The 16,705-nt window shown below is 68.0% G+C and carries 20 protein-coding genes; 10 read left to right on the plus strand and 10 right to left on the minus strand.

Going from position 1 to position 16,705, the window contains the following annotated elements; translation table 11 throughout:
* Window positions 1-627: a GvpL/GvpF family gas vesicle protein gene (locus ACSC1W_RS14175; protein WP_435348185.1), complete on the minus strand. Its 627-nt coding sequence runs from the start codon at window positions 625-627 to the stop codon at window positions 1-3.
* A gap of 249 nt (window positions 628-876) precedes the next feature.
* Here ACSC1W_RS14175 and gvpA point away from each other — a divergent pair, with 249 nt between their 5' ends.
* Together gvpA and ACSC1W_RS14185 are read left to right on the plus strand one after the other, a co-directional pair.
* Window positions 877-1,137 carry a gas vesicle protein GvpA gene (gene gvpA / locus ACSC1W_RS14180; protein WP_435348186.1) on the plus strand — a complete coding sequence of 87 codons (261 nt, stop codon included), beginning with the start codon at window positions 877-879 and terminating at the stop codon, window positions 1,135-1,137.
* Between the two features lie 11 nt (window positions 1,138-1,148).
* Window positions 1,149-1,622: a gas vesicle protein GvpO gene (locus tag ACSC1W_RS14185; RefSeq protein ID WP_435348187.1), complete on the plus strand. Its 474-nt coding sequence runs from the start codon at window positions 1,149-1,151 to the stop codon at window positions 1,620-1,622.
* A 206-nt stretch (window positions 1,623-1,828) separates the two neighbouring features.
* Here the strand turns inward: ACSC1W_RS14185 and fer are convergent, their stop codons facing one another.
* On the minus strand, window positions 1,829-2,218 hold the full coding sequence (gene fer, locus ACSC1W_RS14190; RefSeq protein ID WP_435348188.1) for a ferredoxin Fer: 390 nt from the start codon (window positions 2,216-2,218) through the stop codon (window positions 1,829-1,831).
* Window positions 2,219-2,375: 157 nt separating this feature from the next.
* Window positions 2,376-3,611: an inorganic phosphate transporter gene (locus ACSC1W_RS14195; protein WP_435348189.1), complete on the minus strand. Its 1,236-nt coding sequence runs from the start codon at window positions 3,609-3,611 to the stop codon at window positions 2,376-2,378.
* Window positions 3,612-3,704: 93 nt separating this feature from the next.
* Between ACSC1W_RS14195 and hisA the strand changes: the two genes are divergently transcribed.
* Window positions 3,705-4,433, plus strand: a complete 729-nt coding sequence (gene hisA, locus ACSC1W_RS14200) for a 1-(5-phosphoribosyl)-5-[(5-phosphoribosylamino)methylideneamino]imidazole-4-carboxamide isomerase (RefSeq protein ID WP_435348190.1) — start codon at window positions 3,705-3,707, stop codon at window positions 4,431-4,433.
* 317 nt (window positions 4,434-4,750) lie between these two features.
* On the opposite strand, the gene ACSC1W_RS14205 is transcribed toward hisA, so the two are convergent.
* Window positions 4,751-4,990, minus strand: coding sequence for a DUF8028 family protein (locus tag ACSC1W_RS14205; RefSeq protein WP_435348191.1), 240 nt, complete (start codon window positions 4,988-4,990; stop codon window positions 4,751-4,753).
* Between the two features lie 251 nt (window positions 4,991-5,241).
* On the opposite strand from ACSC1W_RS14205, the gene hisB reads away from it, so the two are divergent.
* Window positions 5,242-5,829, plus strand: a complete 588-nt coding sequence (gene hisB / locus ACSC1W_RS14210) for an imidazoleglycerol-phosphate dehydratase HisB (protein WP_435348192.1) — start codon at window positions 5,242-5,244, stop codon at window positions 5,827-5,829.
* Here hisB and ACSC1W_RS14215 read toward each other — a convergent pair.
* On the minus strand, window positions 5,826-6,155 hold the full coding sequence (locus ACSC1W_RS14215; protein WP_435348193.1) for a cupin domain-containing protein: 330 nt from the start codon (window positions 6,153-6,155) through the stop codon (window positions 5,826-5,828). The genes hisB and ACSC1W_RS14215 overlap by 4 nt on opposite strands.
* A gap of 115 nt (window positions 6,156-6,270) precedes the next feature.
* Between ACSC1W_RS14215 and trpY the strand changes: the two genes are divergently transcribed.
* Window positions 6,271-6,774, plus strand: coding sequence for a TrpY family transcription regulator (gene trpY / locus ACSC1W_RS14220; protein WP_435348194.1), 504 nt, complete (start codon window positions 6,271-6,273; stop codon window positions 6,772-6,774).
* Window positions 6,775-6,819: 45 nt separating this feature from the next.
* Here the strand turns inward: trpY and ACSC1W_RS14225 are convergent, their stop codons facing one another.
* Window positions 6,820-7,197 (minus strand): hypothetical protein, encoded by a 378-nt coding sequence (locus ACSC1W_RS14225; RefSeq protein ID WP_435348195.1) that lies wholly within the window; start codon window positions 7,195-7,197, stop codon window positions 6,820-6,822.
* Between the two features lie 357 nt (window positions 7,198-7,554).
* Here ACSC1W_RS14225 and ACSC1W_RS14230 point away from each other — a divergent pair, with 357 nt between their 5' ends.
* Entirely contained in the window at window positions 7,555-8,097 is a 543-nt protein-coding gene (locus ACSC1W_RS14230) for a hypothetical protein (protein WP_435348196.1), read from the plus strand.
* Window positions 8,094-8,690, plus strand: a complete 597-nt coding sequence (locus ACSC1W_RS14235) for an IMPACT family protein (RefSeq protein ID WP_435348197.1) — start codon at window positions 8,094-8,096, stop codon at window positions 8,688-8,690. Before ACSC1W_RS14230 ends, ACSC1W_RS14235 begins: the two co-directional genes overlap by 4 nt.
* A 41-nt stretch (window positions 8,691-8,731) precedes the next feature.
* Here the strand turns inward: ACSC1W_RS14235 and ACSC1W_RS14240 are convergent, their stop codons facing one another.
* Genes ACSC1W_RS14240 through ACSC1W_RS14250 form a run of 3 tightly spaced genes read right to left on the minus strand, consistent with a single transcriptional unit; the run spans window position 8,732 to window position 12,696 of the window.
* On the minus strand, window positions 8,732-9,769 hold the full coding sequence (locus ACSC1W_RS14240) for an ABC transporter ATP-binding protein (RefSeq protein ID WP_435348198.1): 1,038 nt from the start codon (window positions 9,767-9,769) through the stop codon (window positions 8,732-8,734).
* Entirely contained in the window at window positions 9,762-11,609 is a 1,848-nt protein-coding gene (locus ACSC1W_RS14245) for an ABC transporter permease (protein WP_435348199.1), read from the minus strand. Before ACSC1W_RS14245 ends, ACSC1W_RS14240 begins: the two co-directional genes overlap by 8 nt.
* Window positions 11,610-11,613: 4 nt before the next feature.
* Window positions 11,614-12,696, minus strand: a complete 1,083-nt coding sequence (locus ACSC1W_RS14250; protein WP_435348200.1) for a thiamine ABC transporter substrate-binding protein — start codon at window positions 12,694-12,696, stop codon at window positions 11,614-11,616.
* A gap of 229 nt (window positions 12,697-12,925) precedes the next feature.
* Between ACSC1W_RS14250 and ACSC1W_RS14255 the strand changes: the two genes are divergently transcribed.
* Entirely contained in the window at window positions 12,926-14,080 is a 1,155-nt protein-coding gene (locus tag ACSC1W_RS14255; protein WP_435348201.1) for an AI-2E family transporter, read from the plus strand.
* Here the strand turns inward: ACSC1W_RS14255 and ACSC1W_RS14260 are convergent.
* Complete coding sequence (locus ACSC1W_RS14260) at window positions 14,077-14,853, minus strand: sulfurtransferase (protein ID WP_435348202.1); 777 nt, start codon at window positions 14,851-14,853, stop codon at window positions 14,077-14,079. The two genes, ACSC1W_RS14255 and ACSC1W_RS14260, sit on opposite strands and share 4 nt — an antisense overlap.
* 275 nt (window positions 14,854-15,128) lie before the next feature.
* Between ACSC1W_RS14260 and ACSC1W_RS14265 the strand changes: the two genes are divergently transcribed.
* Both ACSC1W_RS14265 and ACSC1W_RS14270 read left to right on the plus strand, forming a co-directional pair.
* On the plus strand, window positions 15,129-15,983 hold the full coding sequence (locus ACSC1W_RS14265) for a sulfurtransferase (protein WP_435348203.1): 855 nt from the start codon (window positions 15,129-15,131) through the stop codon (window positions 15,981-15,983).
* Between the two features lie 94 nt (window positions 15,984-16,077).
* Window positions 16,078-16,698 (plus strand): rubrerythrin family protein, encoded by a 621-nt coding sequence (locus ACSC1W_RS14270; RefSeq protein WP_435348204.1) that lies wholly within the window; start codon window positions 16,078-16,080, stop codon window positions 16,696-16,698.
* Window positions 16,699-16,705 lie beyond the last annotated feature (7 nt).

A 16,705-nucleotide genomic window follows, 5' to 3' on the forward strand; every position in this document is an offset into this window, starting at 1 on the left:
TTACCGCTCCGCGCCGACGTGGACGTCGACGAAGTTGTAGGGTGCCCACGGGCCGGTGTACTGGACGAGCACGCCGTCGAGTGCCGACTCCAGTTCGTCGACCGCGTCGCCGAACTCGTCCATGCGCTCCCGTTCGACCAGGTACGACCGGTTGAGGAGCAACCGGTCGCTGAACCGCTCGTTCTCGACGTGGTTCACGCTCGCGTCCGTCAGCGGTTCGGCGGCCGCCTCGACCGCCTCGGCGTCGACGGCGGTCCCCTCCTCGCCGACGACCTTCACGCCGAGTTCGACCGTTCCCTCGACCTCGTCGAGCGCCCGTCTGAACGCGGGACCGGCACCCCGGAGGACGTTCTTCAGCGCCCCCTCGTCGGCGAACACCATGCCGAACTGCATCGGGACGACGGTCCTGCCGTCACCGTGTTCGAGGACCGTCCTGAGCACCTCGTCGTGTGCCTGTACGTTCTCGTCCGTTCGGTCCGGGTCGGTCGTCCCGACGTCCGAGGCGACTGCGGAGACGTTCCCGTGGGTGACCGTGTACACCTGCTCGGCCCCGTCGACGGCCGAGACGTGGAGTTCGAGGTCTTCGGACTCGATCGCGCCGTATACGTAGACGTTCTCACTGGTCATCTGTGGTCAGCGCGGAGAAACGCGGAACCGGGAGGGCCTCCGCACGCGAAGACACAGGGTCCTCGGCTCAATAAGTGGTCGTGTTTAAAAGGCATCTTACCAGATTTCGACGGCCGGCCGCGGGAAGTAACAGCCCGATATCGGCAGTAACTCGGTCGTACACACCTGACTCGGTCGGTTAGGCTCAACCCTCTTCAGTGCGAGCATCGTAGCGGCGGTGCGTCCAACTCATCCGGAGATACGATCATCATGGTACAACGAACACCCAACTCGTCGAGTCTGGCTGAGGTCCTCGACCGCGTCCTGGACAAAGGTATCGTCGTCGACGTCTGGGCGCGGATATCGGTCGTCGGTATCGAACTGTTGACCGTCGAGGCACGGGTCGTCGTCGCCTCCGTCGACACCTTCCTCCACTACGCGAGCGAGATGGCGAAGCTGGAGCAGGTTCAGGCCGAGGGCGACCTCGAAGAGATGGACAAGATAGAGGTCGAACAGGAGGCGACGCAGTGAGGGAGGGTCAGATGACTGACAACGCTCCCCCGTCGCCGGGTCGCCACGGCGACTCCAGCGACGGACCGTGCGGCCGGTTCGGCGACGCCGACACCGCGACGACGGACGGAGACAGACCGCTCCTCCCCGACGGCGGGACCCAGACCAGCGACGGGACCGGAGGAGGCGAGTCCGACGTCGTCGACGAACTGGAGACCCTGACGACGGCCGAGGACGAGGACGGGTCGTTCGGCGTGCTGGACGCACGTCAAACGGCCGAGACGGTCGCCGAGGAACTCCTCGACGGCGCCGTCGACGGCGTCACCGAGGTTCGACGCGTGGACGACGGCTGGGTCGTCGTCGTCGAACTGCTAGAGCGGCGGGCGATTCCCGACACGCAGGACATCCTCGGACGCTACGAACTCGAACTCGAGGACGAGGGGACCGTTCGCGGCTACGAGCGCATCGACCGGTACCGCAGAGGAGACACGAGCGACCGCGAGTGACGACGGCTACACCACGTGGCGTCGTCCAGGCTACCGGCCGCCTACTTCTGGAGTGCGAATACGGGGAGCAGAGAACGCACGCTCGTCGGGATGGCCGACGTCGCAGGATACGGCGATGCGGAGCGAACAAACGGTGAGTCGCGGGAGTGCGCCGACCGCAACCCCGAGAGACGTGCGTTCGCGAGACACGCGTCGTTCTGTGCCAGCTAGATGACGCGGTTCTGCAGGTAGTCGAGATGCTTTGCGTTGTAGACGATCTGGACTTCGTCGGTGGCGGGCGAACCGATGCAGGTCAGGCGGACGTTCTTCTCCTCGACCTCCTCGTCGGAGAGAATCTGCTGCATGTCCATGTCGATGTCGCCATCCGTGACGATGGCAGCACAGTTCGCGCAGGCACCGGCGCGGCAGGAGAAAGGCCAGTCGTAGCCCTGTGCCTCCGCGGCTTCGAGGATGTACTCGCCCTGGTTGACCTCGAGTGTACCGTAGTCCTCGTCACCGAGGCCGGCGTCTGCCGCTTTCTCGAAGAGGTCGTCGTCTTCCATCTCCCAGCCCTGGTCGTCTAGCACTTCGTAGTTGAGGTATTCTACCGTGGGCATCACCCGACAATTGTCTCCCCCCACCCTAAGAACTTGCTGTTCTGGGTTTCTCGGACGGTATGGAATAATCCTGAAAGACCCCTCCCGGTGGCGGTCGGCTACCCGGAGAGCGGAGCGTCGAGAACGGCAGGAACGACCCCGACAGCGACCGCGTGGTTCAGAGCGACGGGACGAACCGGAACAGGAGGAATGCGGCGACGGTGGCCAGCACCGGAACGATGTTCTGCATCGCGATGACGCGGGCGGTCTCGCGGGGTTCGAACAGGTCGCTGGTCGCGGGGAGGTCTTCCGGGTCCTCGTCGCCGATCGGCGGAACCTCCGCCGTCTTGCCCTCTTCGACGCCCTTCGGGCGCGGGTTGGAGACCGTCGGGACGGTCTCGTCCTCGGCCTCCGCGGCGAGTGCGCCGACCGTCGGTCGCTGGGGGCGTTGCGGACGCTTCCCCTCGACGGTGTCCGCGAGACGAACGGTCCGTGTCGCCCGCCCCCAGCCGAGGCCGACGATGCTCATCGTCGCGACGACGACGAAGCTCGCGGGGATGCCGATGGCCGACAGTGCCGTGATGATGCTCGCGCTCACGACCTCGACGATCAGCGCCGCCAGCAGCGGGAGGTCGGTCAGGTCGTTCCCCATCGTGTCGAGCGTGCGTCGGGCGATGGTGAACGCGCCGACGCCGATGGCGACCCCCGCCAGCAGGATGCCGGGCGTCATGTCGATGTAACCGCTCCCGACCAGTGGCGCGATGGCGTTGGCGACGTTCGACGCGCCCGCGGAGAACGCCATGTAACAGCCGATGACGACGACGAGGACGGTCCCGACGAGTTCCCGGCTGGTCGTTCCGGGGCCCATGACCGGCCGGGGAACCGACCCCGAGCGGTCGAGTGCGAGGAGCGAACCCTCGGTCTGGCCGACTGCGAACCGCTTGACTAGACTGGGGTAGAGGTAGCGACCGACGACCGCGCTGACCCAGAACGCGGCGACCGGGGCGACGACCCAGTAGCCCACGATGGTCACCATCACGCCCCAGTCGAGGTTGCCCTGTGCCAGCCCGAGGCCTGCGATGGCGCCGACGCCGGTCATCGACGTCGACGCCGGGACGCCGACGAGGTTCGAGAGGAACAGGGCGAAACCGATGAAGAAGAGGACGGCGATGCTGGCCTCCAGCGTGAAGGCCGACGACGGAACGATGCGGCCGCCCATCGTGTCGACGACGTTCCGCCCGACGGTGAGCCCGCCGAGCATCGCGAACGCAGTCATCAGGCCGGCAGCACCGACCTTCGAGACGACACCACTGCCGACCGCCGGGCCGAAAGCGACGCCGGTCGAGGAGCCACCGATGTTGAACCCGACGAACGCGGCGACGACGAGACCAACGAGGAGGAGTGTTTCGACCACGGGGGTACGTGAGGCTCCGTGGCACTTAACGGATTCCTTCGGCGCTGGGACCCGACCGTCGAACTTACCTCCCGGGGTCGCTCAGTCGGAGGTATGTTCCCCGAGTTCGAGGTCGTCCCGGCTGTCGACGTGCAGGACGGCGAGGTCGTACAGCTAGTCCAGGGCGAGCGCGGTACCGAGAAGACCTACGGCGACCCCGTCGACGCCGCCGAGCGCTGGGTCGAACAGGGGGCACGGACGCTCCACCTCGTCGACCTCGACGGCGCGTTCGAGGGCGAACGCGTCAACGCGCCCGCCATCGAGGCCATCCTCGACGCCGTCGACGTGACCGTCCAGCTGGGCGGCGGCATCCGCACCGCCGCCGACGCCATCGACCTGCTCGACCGCGGCGTCGACCGCGTCATCCTCGGCACCGCAGCAGTGGAGAACCCCGACGTCGTCGCCGAGATAAGCGACGTCTATCCCGACGGCGTGCTCGTGAGCCTGGACGCGAAAGGGGGCGAGGTCGTCGTCTCCGGCTGGACCGAGGGGACGGGACTCGACCCCACCGAGGCCGCCGGCCGGTACGAGGACCTCGGCGCTACGGGCATCCTCTTCACCGACGTCGACGTGGAGGGTCGCCTCGCCGGCGTCCAGACGGACCCGGTCCGCCGCCTCGTCGACGCGGTCGGGATACCGGTCGTCGCGAGCGGCGGCGTCGCGACGCTCGACGACGTGCGTGCGCTGCGGGACGCGGGCGCTGCCGCCGTCGTCGTCGGCAGCGCGCTCTACGAGGGCCGGTTCACGCTCCGGGAGGCGCTGGCGGCGCTCGACGAGGACTGAGGGCCGGGAGGCGTCACTTCCGTCGACGGCACTCGTGGCGGGTGTAACGAACTCCTAGTCGTCGTACCGCCATGTTAACGGAGTGATACGGGATGGGGCCGGTCGCCACGACGTCGGCCGGTCGTCAGGGAGTGGATGGCGACGACGCGACGGCGACCGGTAACGAGTCGGTATTGGTCGAGAGGTGTGGGTGGAGGGGTTCTGTGTGTTGGTGTGGGTGGAGGGGTTCTGTGTGTTGGTGTGGGTGGAGGGGCGTTGAGTGTTGGTGTGGATAGATTCGATGTGTTGGTGTGGGGTTCGACGGTCGTTCGATGCTGTCAGTCGTTCCGGTGGCCGTGGCCGACCACCAGTGCGCCGAGGTTCAGCACGAGCAGGACGAGAAACGCCTGCGTCTCGGCAGGCGTCTCGATACCGGACGCGAGCAACGACAGGTGTGCGAACGGCAGTGCGATGGCGAGCCAGAAACTCGCCATCCGCACGGGCGTCGCGACGGGGCCGAGTCGCTCGCCGAGGCGGCGTGGAATCGTGTGTAGTTTGTTCGGGGTAGCCGAGGACATCGGGGACACCTTGGTGGCGACTACGTCTACGACGGGGGAGACCATATAACGGCCCGAGCCTTTCGATGATTTCGACCCGTTTTACTTGGAACGGTGACGTTTTTTAACGGTTTCAGAGAGCTCCTAAACTTTCAAAACCGGTTCTGAGGCCGTTTTCCAGAATCGCCGTTAGCCCTCTCAGACGGTCCATTCCATCGGTCTGGCCGCGAGCGAGCGCAACCGCTTTGTCGCCGGGGCCGATGGGATACGATATGACCGAACGGACCGCGACCGTCTCGCGGGAGACGGCCGAGACCGACGTGGAGGTCACCCTCGCCATCGACGGCGACGGCGAGAGCGACGTCGACACCGGCATCGGCTTCTTCGACCACATGCTCGCAGCGTTCGCCAAGCACGGCCTGTTCGACCTCAGCGTGCGCTGCGACGGCGACCTGCACGTCGACGAACACCACAGCGTCGAGGACGTCGCGATCGTCCTCGGAGAGGCGTTCGAGGCCGCGCTGGGAGACAAGCGCGGCATCGTCCGGTACGCCGACCGGCGGGTGCCCCTCGACGAGGCCGTCGCCAGCGTCGTCGTGGACGTCTCCGGCCGGCCGTACTTCGCGTTCGAGGGCACCTTCTCCCAGGAGTCGGTCGGCGACTTCACCAGCCACATGGCCGAACACTTCGCCCAGTCGCTGGCGACGAACGCCGGCCTGACGCTCCACTGCGAGGTCGACGGCGACAACGCCCACCACGAGATAGAGGCGCTGTTCAAGTCCCTGGCCCGGGCGCTGGACGACGCGACCCGCGTCGACGAGCGCCGGAGCGACACCCCGAGTACGAAGGGCGAGCTCTAGGAGGGGAGCGGGCAGAGGCTGGCGGTGAACAGCACGGTCTCGTCGGTCTCGTTTCTCGCGCCGTGGACGACGCCGCGTTCGTGGAGGACGACCCCGGGTGCGTCGACGCGTTCGTCGTCGTCCCCCTGCAGAACCGTCACCGGCCCCTTCAGGACGTGGAAGACGTTCGTGCTGTCGGCGTGTTCGTGCGGGTCGAGTTCCGCACCCGGTCCGAGTGCGAACAGTTTCACAAGCACGTCGTCGGTGACCGCGAGTTCGGCCGTCTCGACCTCACCGTCGGCCGGGTCGAGTGCGTCGAGTGCGGTCTCGTATCTGTCGAGTGGCATCCCGTCTACGTACGCGTCGTCGAGACAGAAAGTTCTGACCGGTCGTCCGGCCGCACCGCGTCCACCCGCAAAATCAACAGGTCTTTCGCACCCGCTATCGTCGGTCCGTACAGGCATGTTCGACGAGATCATGGAGAAGTTCGAGGGCTCGCCGAGCCAGCAGGCGGTCATCCGCCTGTTGCTCGAACGGGGCTTCTCCGTGAACGACGAGGGGCGGGTCGTCTCCGGCGGCATCGAGATACCCAACACGGGCATCGCGCGGGAGATCGGCGTCGACCGGCGCGTCGTCGACTCCACGACCGACGCCATCCTGGCCGACGAGGAACTCCGACGCATCTTCCAGAACATCTCGCAGGTGCCGAGCCTGATGGACCTCGCCCCGGTCCTCGACCTGACCGTCCTGACCGTCGAGGTCAGCGACGCAGAGCAGAAGGGCATCGTCGCGGCGGTCACCGGACTCCTCGCCGACCACGACATCTCCATCCGCCAGACCATCAGCGAGGACCCCGAGTTCACCGACGAGCCGAAACTCCACATCGTCACGGACCAGCCACTCCCCGGGGACCTCATCAACGAGATTCGCGCGCTCCCGTTCGTGCGGAAGATAGAACTGCAGTGAAGACAGCGTCCGACGCCGGTCCCGTCCGCGACGTGGGACCGTCGGTCACCCGTCGTGTCGGCTGCCGACCCGGTCGCCGTGTCCCTCACTCTCGACCTGCAGGACCCCGTGTGCGTGTTCGTCGCAGAGCAACATCGACGGTTCCGACGCGGGTTCGTGCTTCACCACGTCCCGACCACCGTCGCTGACGAGGTGGGGCTTGTTCTCCAGGATGGCGAGGTGGCCGTCCCGTTCGCAGACCGCACAGCCGTTCGTGTCCTTCCACAGGCCGCGGTTCAGCGACTCTCCGAACTCGTTGAGTGCGCAGAACCGACACAGCGCCCCGACGGTCAACCCGCTAACGGAATCTTTCACCACGTAGTCCAGGGCGTGGCGCGACCCGCAGGTCACGCACGGTCTCCCGGCCGCAGGTTGACCCGTCATGCGTGGCAACACAAGTTGTCCGACCGTCGTAAAGGTATCGACCGAAATCAGAGAATACCAGCTGGATTATGGTTTCTCGACCCGGGTTCTGTCCGGTAGATTGTCACGAACGCCCGTTCAGATTAGGCCCGGTATACCGGCGTCTAGAGGCCTCCTGACGGAAATATCCGACGTCCCCGCGTCGGCGCAGAGGCGCTCTGTGCGCACCCTCGTTTCACCTGGAGTGATATACCACCTCGCGGTTGTTTCGTCCTGTGGCTCGTCCACCTGCAACGCAGGTCGACGCGCCGACGTGGGTCGGCGGTGCCCCGGTACGCGAACCGACGCGCTATTGGGTCCGGCTGTCGGAGTACGACCATGGACGAGAACGTCGATGCGGCGCTGCGCTTTGCGGCGCTGCAACTCGCGGTCGTTACCGCGGCTATCCACCTCTGGATAGGTCTCCCTCGTCTGCTCAGTTACACGGCGATCGGGCGGCCGTTCGCCGACCCGCGACAGGCGCTGTTCGTCCTCTCGTCGGTGGCTGTGTTCGTCGGCATCGGCCTCGCTGCTGCCGGCCTTCGACGCGACTACGTCTACGGGTCGGGCATCGTACTCGCGCTCACCTACCTCGTCGGCTGGCTGGTCCTCGGCGGGCACCCCGTCGGGAACGAGGTCGTCGCGTTCGCCTGGGAGTCCACCGGACACAGCCACGGCGCTCCACTCACGACGCTGGTCGAGCACCTGCTCTCGGACTGGCGACTCGTGACGACGAAGACCATCGAGTCGCTGCTGCTCGGCATCCTCCTGGTGTTGCTGTACGACGAGCGCTTCGGCGACGCGGACGACGCCGACGACCTGGACGACGCCGACGACCCGGACGACGGGACCGGCACGTCCGACCCGGAGGCGACGACGTGAGCGAGACGTACCGCACTGTCGCCGGCCGCGGCGAAGCCGCCTTCACCGTCCAGGGCTCCGAGTTCCTGGGTCACGTCGCCCCCGTCGACACCGTCGAGGCGGCCGAAGACTTCGTCCGTCGCGTCTCTGCTGAGTACGACGACGCGACCCACAACGTGCCCGCCTACCGGGTGCGTGCCGACCCACTGCGCGAGTGGTCGAGCGACGCGGGCGAACCCTCGGGGAGCGCCGGTAAACCCGCACTCAACGTCCTGCAGGGCCAGGACGTCGAGAACGTCGTCGTCGTCGTCACGCGGTACTACGGCGGGACGAACCTCGGCATCGGTGGCCTCGTCCGGGCCTACGGTCGCGCCGTGAAGGAGGCCCTCGACGACGCCGGCGTCGTGGCGGAACGACCGCAGGAGTCGGTCCACGTCGTCGTCGACTACGACGACTCGGGCACGGTCCGGGGCATCCTGGAGGGGTCGGACTGCGAGTTCGACGCCACCTACGAGGAACGCGTCTCGTTCGACGTCCGGGTGCCGGTCGCGGAGGGCGATGCGCTTCGGGACCGCCTCCGGTCGGCGACGAGTGGTCGCGTCCAACTGTCCTGACGCGCCGGCGGTCCCGACCCGACCGACGTTCTCGCCGGGACTCACGAACGGAGTAGCCGTGCGCGGTCGGGCGGGAACCCCAGCGACACCGCCTCTCCGCGGTCCGGGATGGTCCCGTCGGCGTCCGTCCGCCAGACCACCCGGTACGGTCCCCAGTCGCAGTGGACGCGGACGGCCTCGCCGAGGAACTCGCTCTGGTCGACGGTGACGTCGAAGCGGTTCACGTCGTACCCCCGCCGGAGGTGTTCCGGGCGGACGCAGACGGTCACCTGGCCCGACGCCTCCGTCGTCCCCTGGACGCTGAAGGTGGTCCCGTCGACGCGGACGACGGTGCCGTCGTCGCCGGACCGGACGACGGTGCCGTCGAAGCAGTTGTTGTCGCCGACGAACTCGGCGACGAACCTGGTCGCCGGGTCGCGGTAGATGTCCCGCGGCGTGCCGACCTGTGCGACGCGGCCGTCGTGCATGACCGCCACGCGGTCCGAGACGGCCAGCGCCTCCGCCTGGTCGTGCGTGACGTAGACGGTGGTTATGCCGAGGTCCGACTGGATGCGCCTGACCTCGCGGCGGAGGTCCTCGCGGAGTCGGGCGTCGAGGGCGCTCATCGGTTCGTCCAGCAGGAGTACGTCCGGTTCGGGCGCGAGCGCGCGGGCCAGCGAGACGCGCTGTTGCTGGCCGCCCGAGAGTGCGGTCGGGTCGCGGTCGCCGAAGCCGTCGAGGTCGACGAGGTCCAGCAGGTCGGCGACGCGGGCGTCGGGGTCGGCCACGTCGTGAAAGCGCAGGCCGTAGCCGACGTTCTCGGAGACGGTCATGTGCGGGAACAGCGCGTAGTTCTGGAAGACGACGCCCACGTCGCGCTCCTCCGGGGCGACGCCGGTCATGTCCCGGTCGCCGAATCGAACGCGGCCGGCGTCCGGCGTCTCGAACCCGGCGATGGCCCGGAGGGTCGTCGTCTTCCCGCACCCCGAGGGGCCGACGAGCGTGAAGAACTCGCCGTCGGCCACGTCGAGACTCACGTCCGACAGGGCCGGCGTCTCGCCGTAGCTGACCGAGACGGCGTCGAGGTGGAGGTCAACCACGCTCGAACCGACCCCCGAGTCGGTCGACGACGACGAAGCTCGCGGACGTGACGACCAGCAGTACGGTTCCCATCGCCATCGCGGGGCCGAACCGGCGACCGAGGTAGCGTTCGACGGCGACTGGCATCGTGTAGCTCCCCGCGTCGCTCGCCAAAATCACCGTCGAATCGAACTCGCCGATGCTGATGGCGAAGGCGAACGCCGCGCCGGCGACGAGTCCCGTCGCGGCGAGCGGGAGTTCGACGTCGAGCACCGCCCGCACTCGACTCGCACCGAGACTCCGTGCGGATTCGACGAGGCGGTGGTCGATGCCGGCTAGCTGGGGCGCGACGTTGCGGACGACGAAGGGGTAGGCGGCGACGGCGTGGGCGGCGACGATGGCGACCGCCCCCGTGAGCGCGAGTCGCCACCCGCCGGGCAGTGGCACGCCGAACACCAGCGCCCGGAGCAGGCCGACGCCGAAGACGACGCCCGAGACGGCGAACGGGAGCATCGTCGCCGTCTCCACGAGCGACCGGGCCCGCCCCTCGCCGGTGGCGACGACCGAGATGACCAGCCCCATCGGGACGGCGACGGCGACGGTGGCCGTCGCGAAGACGAGCGAGTTCACGATGGCCGGCAGCGGTTTCGTCTGGTAGCTCGCGCCCTCGGCCTGGCGCTCGAACAGGAAGGCGTAGTGCGACAGCGTGAACCCGCTGCCGTCGGTGAACCCCTCGACGACCATGCTGGCCATCGGCCCGACGAACAGCACGACGACGACCGCGGCGTAGGCGGCGATCGCGAGCCGTGTCGGGTCGAGCGGGGAGCCAGCGAACAGGGGTTCCCGTGGCGGCCCCTCGCCCCCGCCGCCGGCACGCTGGCGCGCCTCGAACCGGAGGTAGGCGTAGGTCACCCCGAGCGAGACGACCGTCTCGAGGACGGCGAGCGTCGCGGCCTCCTCGAACTGCAACCGGCGCACCCGGTCGTACACCCAGACCTCGACGGTCGCCAGTTCCAGGCCGCCGAGTGCGAGGACGATGGGGAACGTGAGGAACGTGAAGAGGAACGTGAGCAACGCCCCGGTGACGAGGGCGGGTCGGAGCTGTGGAAGCACCACGTCGCGGAACGCCCGGCGACGACTCGCGCCGAGGCTCCGTGCGGTCTCGACGGACCGGTAGTCGACGGCCTCCCACGCCGCCGTCACGACCCGGGTAACGAGCGGGGCGTTGTAGAAGGCGTGTGCGAGGACGACGACGAGCAGCGGGTTCGTCTCCAGCAGCGTCTGCGGACCGGCGCCGACGACGCCGAGCGCGTCGTTCAACAGCCCCGACCGGCCGAACGCGGCGTAGAACCCGCTGGCCACCATGATGCCCGGGAGGACGAACGGGACGATGGTGAGCGAGCGCAGCGCCCGCCGGCCCCTGAACTCGTAGTTCGCGAGGACGTACGCGCCGGGGAGGCCGACCACGACGCTGACGGCGGTCGAGAGCGCCGCCTGGTAGGCGGTGAAGCCGAACAGGCCCTTGCGCAACGGCGGCGCGTGGACGCCGTCGAGGCCGATGGAGACGCCACCGACCCACGCCAGGACGTTACCGGCGTGGTAGCCAATCGCCAGCGGGCGGTCGAATACCTCGGCGAGGACGCCGGTGTAGAAGGGGTCGGTGAGGACGCGACCGAACGAGGCGAACGGTCGCGGACCGCCGAACGCCTCGGCAAACACCACTCCGACCGGGAGGTAGAGGACCAGGACGAGGACGACGGCCGTCCCCAGTGCGGCCGCGACGGCGAGACCGGTCGCGGAGGCGTCCGTCACCGCCCCGAGTCGGTGTGCGAGCCTCCCGAACCGGTCGCGGCTGGCCATCGGGTCAGTTGCTCGCGATGGTGCGTGCCCACTCCTCGACCCAGCCGGAGAGGCTCCCACTGAGTTCCTCGTAGCCGAACGAGACGGACTCCGGCGGACGGTGTGCGTACTGGTCGAACGACTCGGGGAGGTCGACGTGCTCGTCGGTGACCGCCGGGAACTGGACGTTCCGGACCGCGAGTTCGGCCTGCGTCTCGCTCTCCAGCATGAAGTTCACGAACTCCCACGCGAGGTCTGCGTTGGCCGTGCCGTCGATCACGGCCATCCCCTCGGGGTTCGCGTAGCCCTGGTCGTTCAGGAAGCCGATCTGGTGCCGGCTCATCGGGAGGTCGTCCTCGTTGGCGAACACCTGGTCCGTCGAGTACGAGACGACGATGGGGCGTTCGCCCTCCAGGTAGGCGCTGTAGGCGTCCCACCAGCTCCCGAGGATGCGAACGCCGTTCCCCTGCAGGTCACGCCAGTAGTCGAGGTAGCCGTCCGGGCCGAACGCGTCGATGGTCCACAGCATGAACGCCTGCCCGGAGTCGGCCGACTGGGCGTTCTGGGCCAGCAGCGTGTTCTCGTACGCGGGGGCGGTCAGGTCGTCGAACGTCTCCGGTTCGGAGACCTCGTTCTCGTCGTAGACGAGGCTGATGTAGCCCGTGTCGTACGGCAGGACGCGGTTCCTCGGGTCCGCGAAGTCCAGTTCGTCGCGGACCCGGTTCGCGTTCGAGATGGCGTCGCGATTGAGTTCGCGGAACAGGCGCGTGTCGTCGCCCAGTGCGTCGTCGATGGTGACCAGGTCGTCGACGTTCAGCCCGACGTACACGTCGGCGTCGACCGTCGCGCCCTGCTGGCGACGCTGGACGAAGTCGGTGACGCCGTTGCTCGGCGTGACGTAGTCGACGGTCACGTCGTCGTAGTTCGACTCGAAGGCGTCCTTGATCCAGCCACCGGGGCTGGTCGACGGCGAGTCGACGAACGACTCGTAGGTCGCCACCGTCAGCGTGCCACTCGGTTCGCCGCCACCGTTGCCCCTGGTCAGGCACCCGGCGAGGGCCGCTACCCCCGTTCCACCGACCGTCGTGAGGAACGCTCTACGCTTCATTATCCAGTGGTTGCACCCTGTGGTACAAAAGTGACGTGGAAGTGACCGGCAACCGTGCGGCCATTCGTCGGCCGTCCGCGGCCCGCTCGTCGGCCGTCAGGAGGTGGAGTCGCCGGCCGTCTGGCGGTCCAGTCGTCGACAGCCCATGCCAGGCCCCGGCCGCCGACGACCGGCCGAGGCGCCGGAACTGCCGATGTACTTTTTTGTCTACACTCGGTCGGGGCAAACGATGGAAGCGAATCGTCGGCTCGTCCTCACCGCCCTGGTGGTCGTCGCCGGTGTGATAACCTGGTTCGTCCTCTCGGCTGTGTTCGGCACCGTCTTCTTCGCCTTGACCGTCGCCGCCGTCGTGCTGCCGGTCCAGTTACTCCTTGAACGACAGGGCGTCCCGCCGTACTGGGCCGCCGTCGTGACGACGGTGGCGACGTTCATCGGCGGTGTGCTCGTCCTCGCGCCGCTGTTCGTCGTCGTCTACATGCGACGGGAGGAGCTGGTGCAACTCGTCCGCCAGCTCCCGGGGGAGTTCTCCGCGTCGGCCTTCGGTCAGACCTACTCGGTGTCCATCTCCGAGGCCCAGGACTTCCTCGTCACGTACCTGAGCGACGTGGCCGTCCAGGCCGCGAGAGCCACACCGGACCTGAGCCTGAAGCTCCTGCTGTTCGTGATGGTGCTGTTCGGCTTCCTCGTCGGGCAGAATCACGTCTACGCGACGACGATGGGCATCGTCCCGGCGAGGTACCGGGACGCCGCCAGTTCGCTCCACGAGACGGCCAACGACACCCTGCAGGCCATCTACGTCCTCCAGATAGCCACCGCGGTCGGGACGTTCGCCATGGCGCTCCCGACGTTCTGGCTGCTCGGCTACGACTACCCGGTGACGATGGCCGTCGTCGCCGGCGTCCTCCAGTTCCTCCCGGTCATCGGGCCGAGCGTCCTCATCGGTGTGACGGCGCTGTTCCACGTCAGCCAGAACGACGTCAACGCAGCCATCCTGGTCGTCGTCGTCGGCGGTATCGTCGTCGCGTACCTCCCCGACGCCGTCATCCGCCCACGCCTCGCCAGCATGACGGCCGACATGCCCGGCAGCCTCTACTTCGTCGGGTTCGTCGGGGGGTTACTCAGCGTCGGCCCCGTCGGGGTCATCATCGGCCCGCTGGTCGTCGCGCTGTTCGCCGAGAGCGTCGCGTTGCTCTCCGAGGAGGTCGCCGAGGTACCCCTGCCGTCCGACCACGAACTCGCCGGCGAGAGCCACGTGTTCGACGGCGATGGTGCGAACCCGGACTCGTCCGGCGACGACAGACCCGACCCCGACGACGACGGGAACTGGACGGCCCGGAGCGACGAAGACGCGCCCGACGGGCCGGACGGCGACGGCCGGGACTAGGCCGTCTCCAGCGGACCGTCCACCGCCCGCCACTCGGTGAGACTGCCCTCGAAGAACTGGACGTCCTCGTAGCCGAGTTGGTCGAGGACGACGTAGGTGTGGCTGATGCGCCGGGCCGTGTTGCAGTAGAGGACGACGCGGCGGTCGGGCGTGATGCCGTGGGATTCGAGGATGTCACGGAGGTCGGCCTCGGGCTTCAGCCCCCTGGTCTCCTCGTCGACGAACTCGCGCCAGTCCAGCAGTTTCGCGCCGGGGATGTGACCCTCGTCGTACTCCCACTCCTCGCGCGTGTCGACGACGACGGCGTCGGTGTCCAGTGCGTCCAGCACCGCCCCGGCGTCGACGAGCGGGACGGCCCCGTTCCGGTGGCCGACGTACTCCGTCCGGTCGGGCGTCGCGGGGCCGCTCTCGGTGTCGTACTCGCGGTTCCACGCCGAGAAGTCGCCGTCGAGCAGGTGGACGTCCTCGTGGCCGTAGACGAGGGCGGTGACGACGAACCGTGCGGCGAAGACGCCGTGGGTGTCGTCGTAGGCGACGAGCGTGTCGTCGGGGACGACGCCCGCCCCGGAGAGCAGTTCGTTCCAGGCGTCGAGGCCCGGCAGTTGCCCCACGTCGGCACCCTCGCTCCGGAACTCGTCGAACGGGACGTTCACCGCACCGGGGACGTGGCCGATTCCCTCGAACTCCCACGGTTCGCGCACGTCGACCACCCGCACGGCGTCCAGGTGGTCGGCGAGCCACTCGCGAGACACCACCCGTGGCACGTCTGTCATGCCCGGCGATACGTCGGCTGGCGGTTAAGTGCCCACGGTCCCGGCCATCCCTCCCGTCTCGTAGATAGCGGTAACGGTTGCCTGTACAAACCCCGCCGGAACGTGTAACCCGTTGGACTAGTTCGGGCGCAATCCCGGTCACTGCGGCGAGGAGTGCATCGAGGGGACGGCCACGACCGGCCAACTCCCGGCACTTCTGTCCGGTTCGACCGATGACCGGCGGGACCTGCCGGGGTGGGTTAGGGATAAGCCCCTGTAGTGACAAGTACGTATGTATGACCGAATACGCGAAAGACGTACTCGTCTCGGCCGACTGGGTTGAGAGCCACCTCGACGACTTCCAGAGCGACGACCCCGAGCATCGCCTGGTCGAGGTCGACGTCGACACCGAGGCCTACGACGAGGGCCACGCACCTGGCGCCATCGGCTTCAACTGGGAGACACAGTTGCAGGACCAGACCACACGCGACATCCTCACGAAGGACGCGTTCGAGGACCTCCTCGGCAGTCACGGCATCACCGAGGACTCGACCGTCGTCCTCTACGGCGACAACTCCAACTGGTTCGCGGCGTACACCTACTGGCAGTTCAAGTACTACGGGCACGAGGACGTCCGCCTCATGGACGGTGGCCGCGACTACTGGCTGGAACACGACTACCCCCTCACCACGGACGTGCCGGAGTTCTCCGAGCGGACCTACACCGCGAGCGGTCCGCGCGAGTCCATCCGCGCCTACCGCGAGGACGTCGAGAACGCCATCGAACGCGGCGTCCCGCTCGTCGACGTGCGCTCGCCCGAGGAGTACAGCGGCGAGATACTCGCACCCCCGGGACTGCAGGAGACCGCCCAGCGCGGCGGCCACATCCCCGGTGCGAAGAACATCTCGTGGGCGGCCGTGACCAACGACGACGGGACGTTCAAGGACGTCGACGAACTGCACGAACTCTACGCCGACCACGGCATCACCGGCGACCAGACGACGGTCGCCTACTGCCGCATCGGCGAGCGCTCCTCGGTCGCCTGGTTCGCACTCCACGAACTCCTCGGCTACGACGACGCCATCAACTACGACGGGTCCTGGACCGAGTGGGGCAACCTGGTCGGGGCGCCCATCGAGAAGGGCGACTGACGCTCGAGTTTCGACGACCGCTCGACCGTCGGCGACCCCGGCAGGGCATGCGACTGGCGGTGCTTACAAGCACCGACGCGACGAACCGTCGGGCATGAACCGAGCCGAATTCCTCGACGCGGTCCGCGACGAGAACCAGACGGAGCTCTCACGACTCGGGTCGTCGAAGTCGCTCTACGCGCTGACGGGCGGTGAGATGGACGAGAACGACGTGTACGCGGTGGTCCAGACGCTCGCCGGCGAACTCGCGGCGACGTTCGAATCGTGGAGCGGCGACGCCGACGGGGCGCTGGCGACGGCGCTGTCCGCTGCCGTCGAGACGGAACGAGAACGTGCGGCCGACGCCGCCGAGGAGACCGACGCCGACACCGACGCCGAGGGTGGTCTCTACGACGCCCTCGACGGCCTGAAGTCGCCCGTCGAGCGCGCTGCCGGACTCGTCGCGGCGACGCTGGTCGGCAAGAAGGTCCAGGAGCAACTGGTCGGCTTCTTCGTCGGGCAGGCCGACCCGACGACGGCGAGTACGTTCCGAGACTACGGGGGCGTCCTCGAGGACCGACGGGAGGCGGCGCTCGACGCGCTGGAGTCGGTCGTCGACGGCGACGACGACTGGGAGACGGCCGTCGAGACCGCAGAACGGGTCGTCGGCGGCGCCTACGAGGTCTACACCGACCGTCTCGAGGCGATGGGCGTGAACCCGAAGCCGGTCTGCTGACGGGCGG

Origin of the sequence: Haloarchaeobius marinus, from assembly GCF_051207415.1 — an archaeon.
GTDB lineage: Archaea > Halobacteriota > Halobacteria > Halobacteriales > Natrialbaceae > Haloarchaeobius.

What these genes read in the sequence shown, in the direction of transcription:
- fer (WP_435348188.1), bottom strand. Translation starts at nt 2,218, where the DNA reads ATGCCCACGGTAGAATACCTCAACTACGAAGTGCTAGACGACCAGGGC.
- ACSC1W_RS14250 (WP_435348200.1), bottom strand. Translation starts at nt 12,696, where the DNA reads ATGAAGCGTAGAGCGTTCCTCACGACGGTCGGTGGAACGGGGGTAGCG.
- ACSC1W_RS14260 (WP_435348202.1), bottom strand. Translation starts at nt 14,853, where the DNA reads ATGACAGACGTGCCACGGGTGGTGTCTCGCGAGTGGCTCGCCGACCAC.
- gvpA (WP_435348186.1), top strand. Translation starts at nt 877, where the DNA reads ATGGTACAACGAACACCCAACTCGTCGAGTCTGGCTGAGGTCCTCGAC.
- hisB (WP_435348192.1), top strand. Translation starts at nt 5,242, where the DNA reads ATGACCGAACGGACCGCGACCGTCTCGCGGGAGACGGCCGAGACCGAC.
- trpY (WP_435348194.1), top strand. Translation starts at nt 6,271, where the DNA reads ATGTTCGACGAGATCATGGAGAAGTTCGAGGGCTCGCCGAGCCAGCAG.
- ACSC1W_RS14175 (WP_435348185.1), bottom strand. Translation starts at nt 627, where the DNA reads ATGACCAGTGAGAACGTCTACGTATACGGCGCGATCGAGTCCGAAGAC.
- hisA (WP_435348190.1), top strand. Translation starts at nt 3,705, where the DNA reads ATGTTCCCCGAGTTCGAGGTCGTCCCGGCTGTCGACGTGCAGGACGGC.
- ACSC1W_RS14225 (WP_435348195.1), bottom strand. Translation starts at nt 7,197, where the DNA reads ATGACGGGTCAACCTGCGGCCGGGAGACCGTGCGTGACCTGCGGGTCG.
- ACSC1W_RS14270 (WP_435348204.1), top strand. Translation starts at nt 16,078, where the DNA reads ATGAACCGAGCCGAATTCCTCGACGCGGTCCGCGACGAGAACCAGACG.
- ACSC1W_RS14185 (WP_435348187.1), top strand. Translation starts at nt 1,149, where the DNA reads ATGACTGACAACGCTCCCCCGTCGCCGGGTCGCCACGGCGACTCCAGC.
- ACSC1W_RS14245 (WP_435348199.1), bottom strand. Translation starts at nt 11,609, where the DNA reads ATGGCCAGCCGCGACCGGTTCGGGAGGCTCGCACACCGACTCGGGGCG.
- ACSC1W_RS14230 (WP_435348196.1), top strand. Translation starts at nt 7,555, where the DNA reads ATGGACGAGAACGTCGATGCGGCGCTGCGCTTTGCGGCGCTGCAACTC.
- ACSC1W_RS14205 (WP_435348191.1), bottom strand. Translation starts at nt 4,990, where the DNA reads ATGTCCTCGGCTACCCCGAACAAACTACACACGATTCCACGCCGCCTC.
- ACSC1W_RS14265 (WP_435348203.1), top strand. Translation starts at nt 15,129, where the DNA reads ATGACCGAATACGCGAAAGACGTACTCGTCTCGGCCGACTGGGTTGAG.
- ACSC1W_RS14215 (WP_435348193.1), bottom strand. Translation starts at nt 6,155, where the DNA reads ATGCCACTCGACAGATACGAGACCGCACTCGACGCACTCGACCCGGCC.
- ACSC1W_RS14255 (WP_435348201.1), top strand. Translation starts at nt 12,926, where the DNA reads ATGGAAGCGAATCGTCGGCTCGTCCTCACCGCCCTGGTGGTCGTCGCC.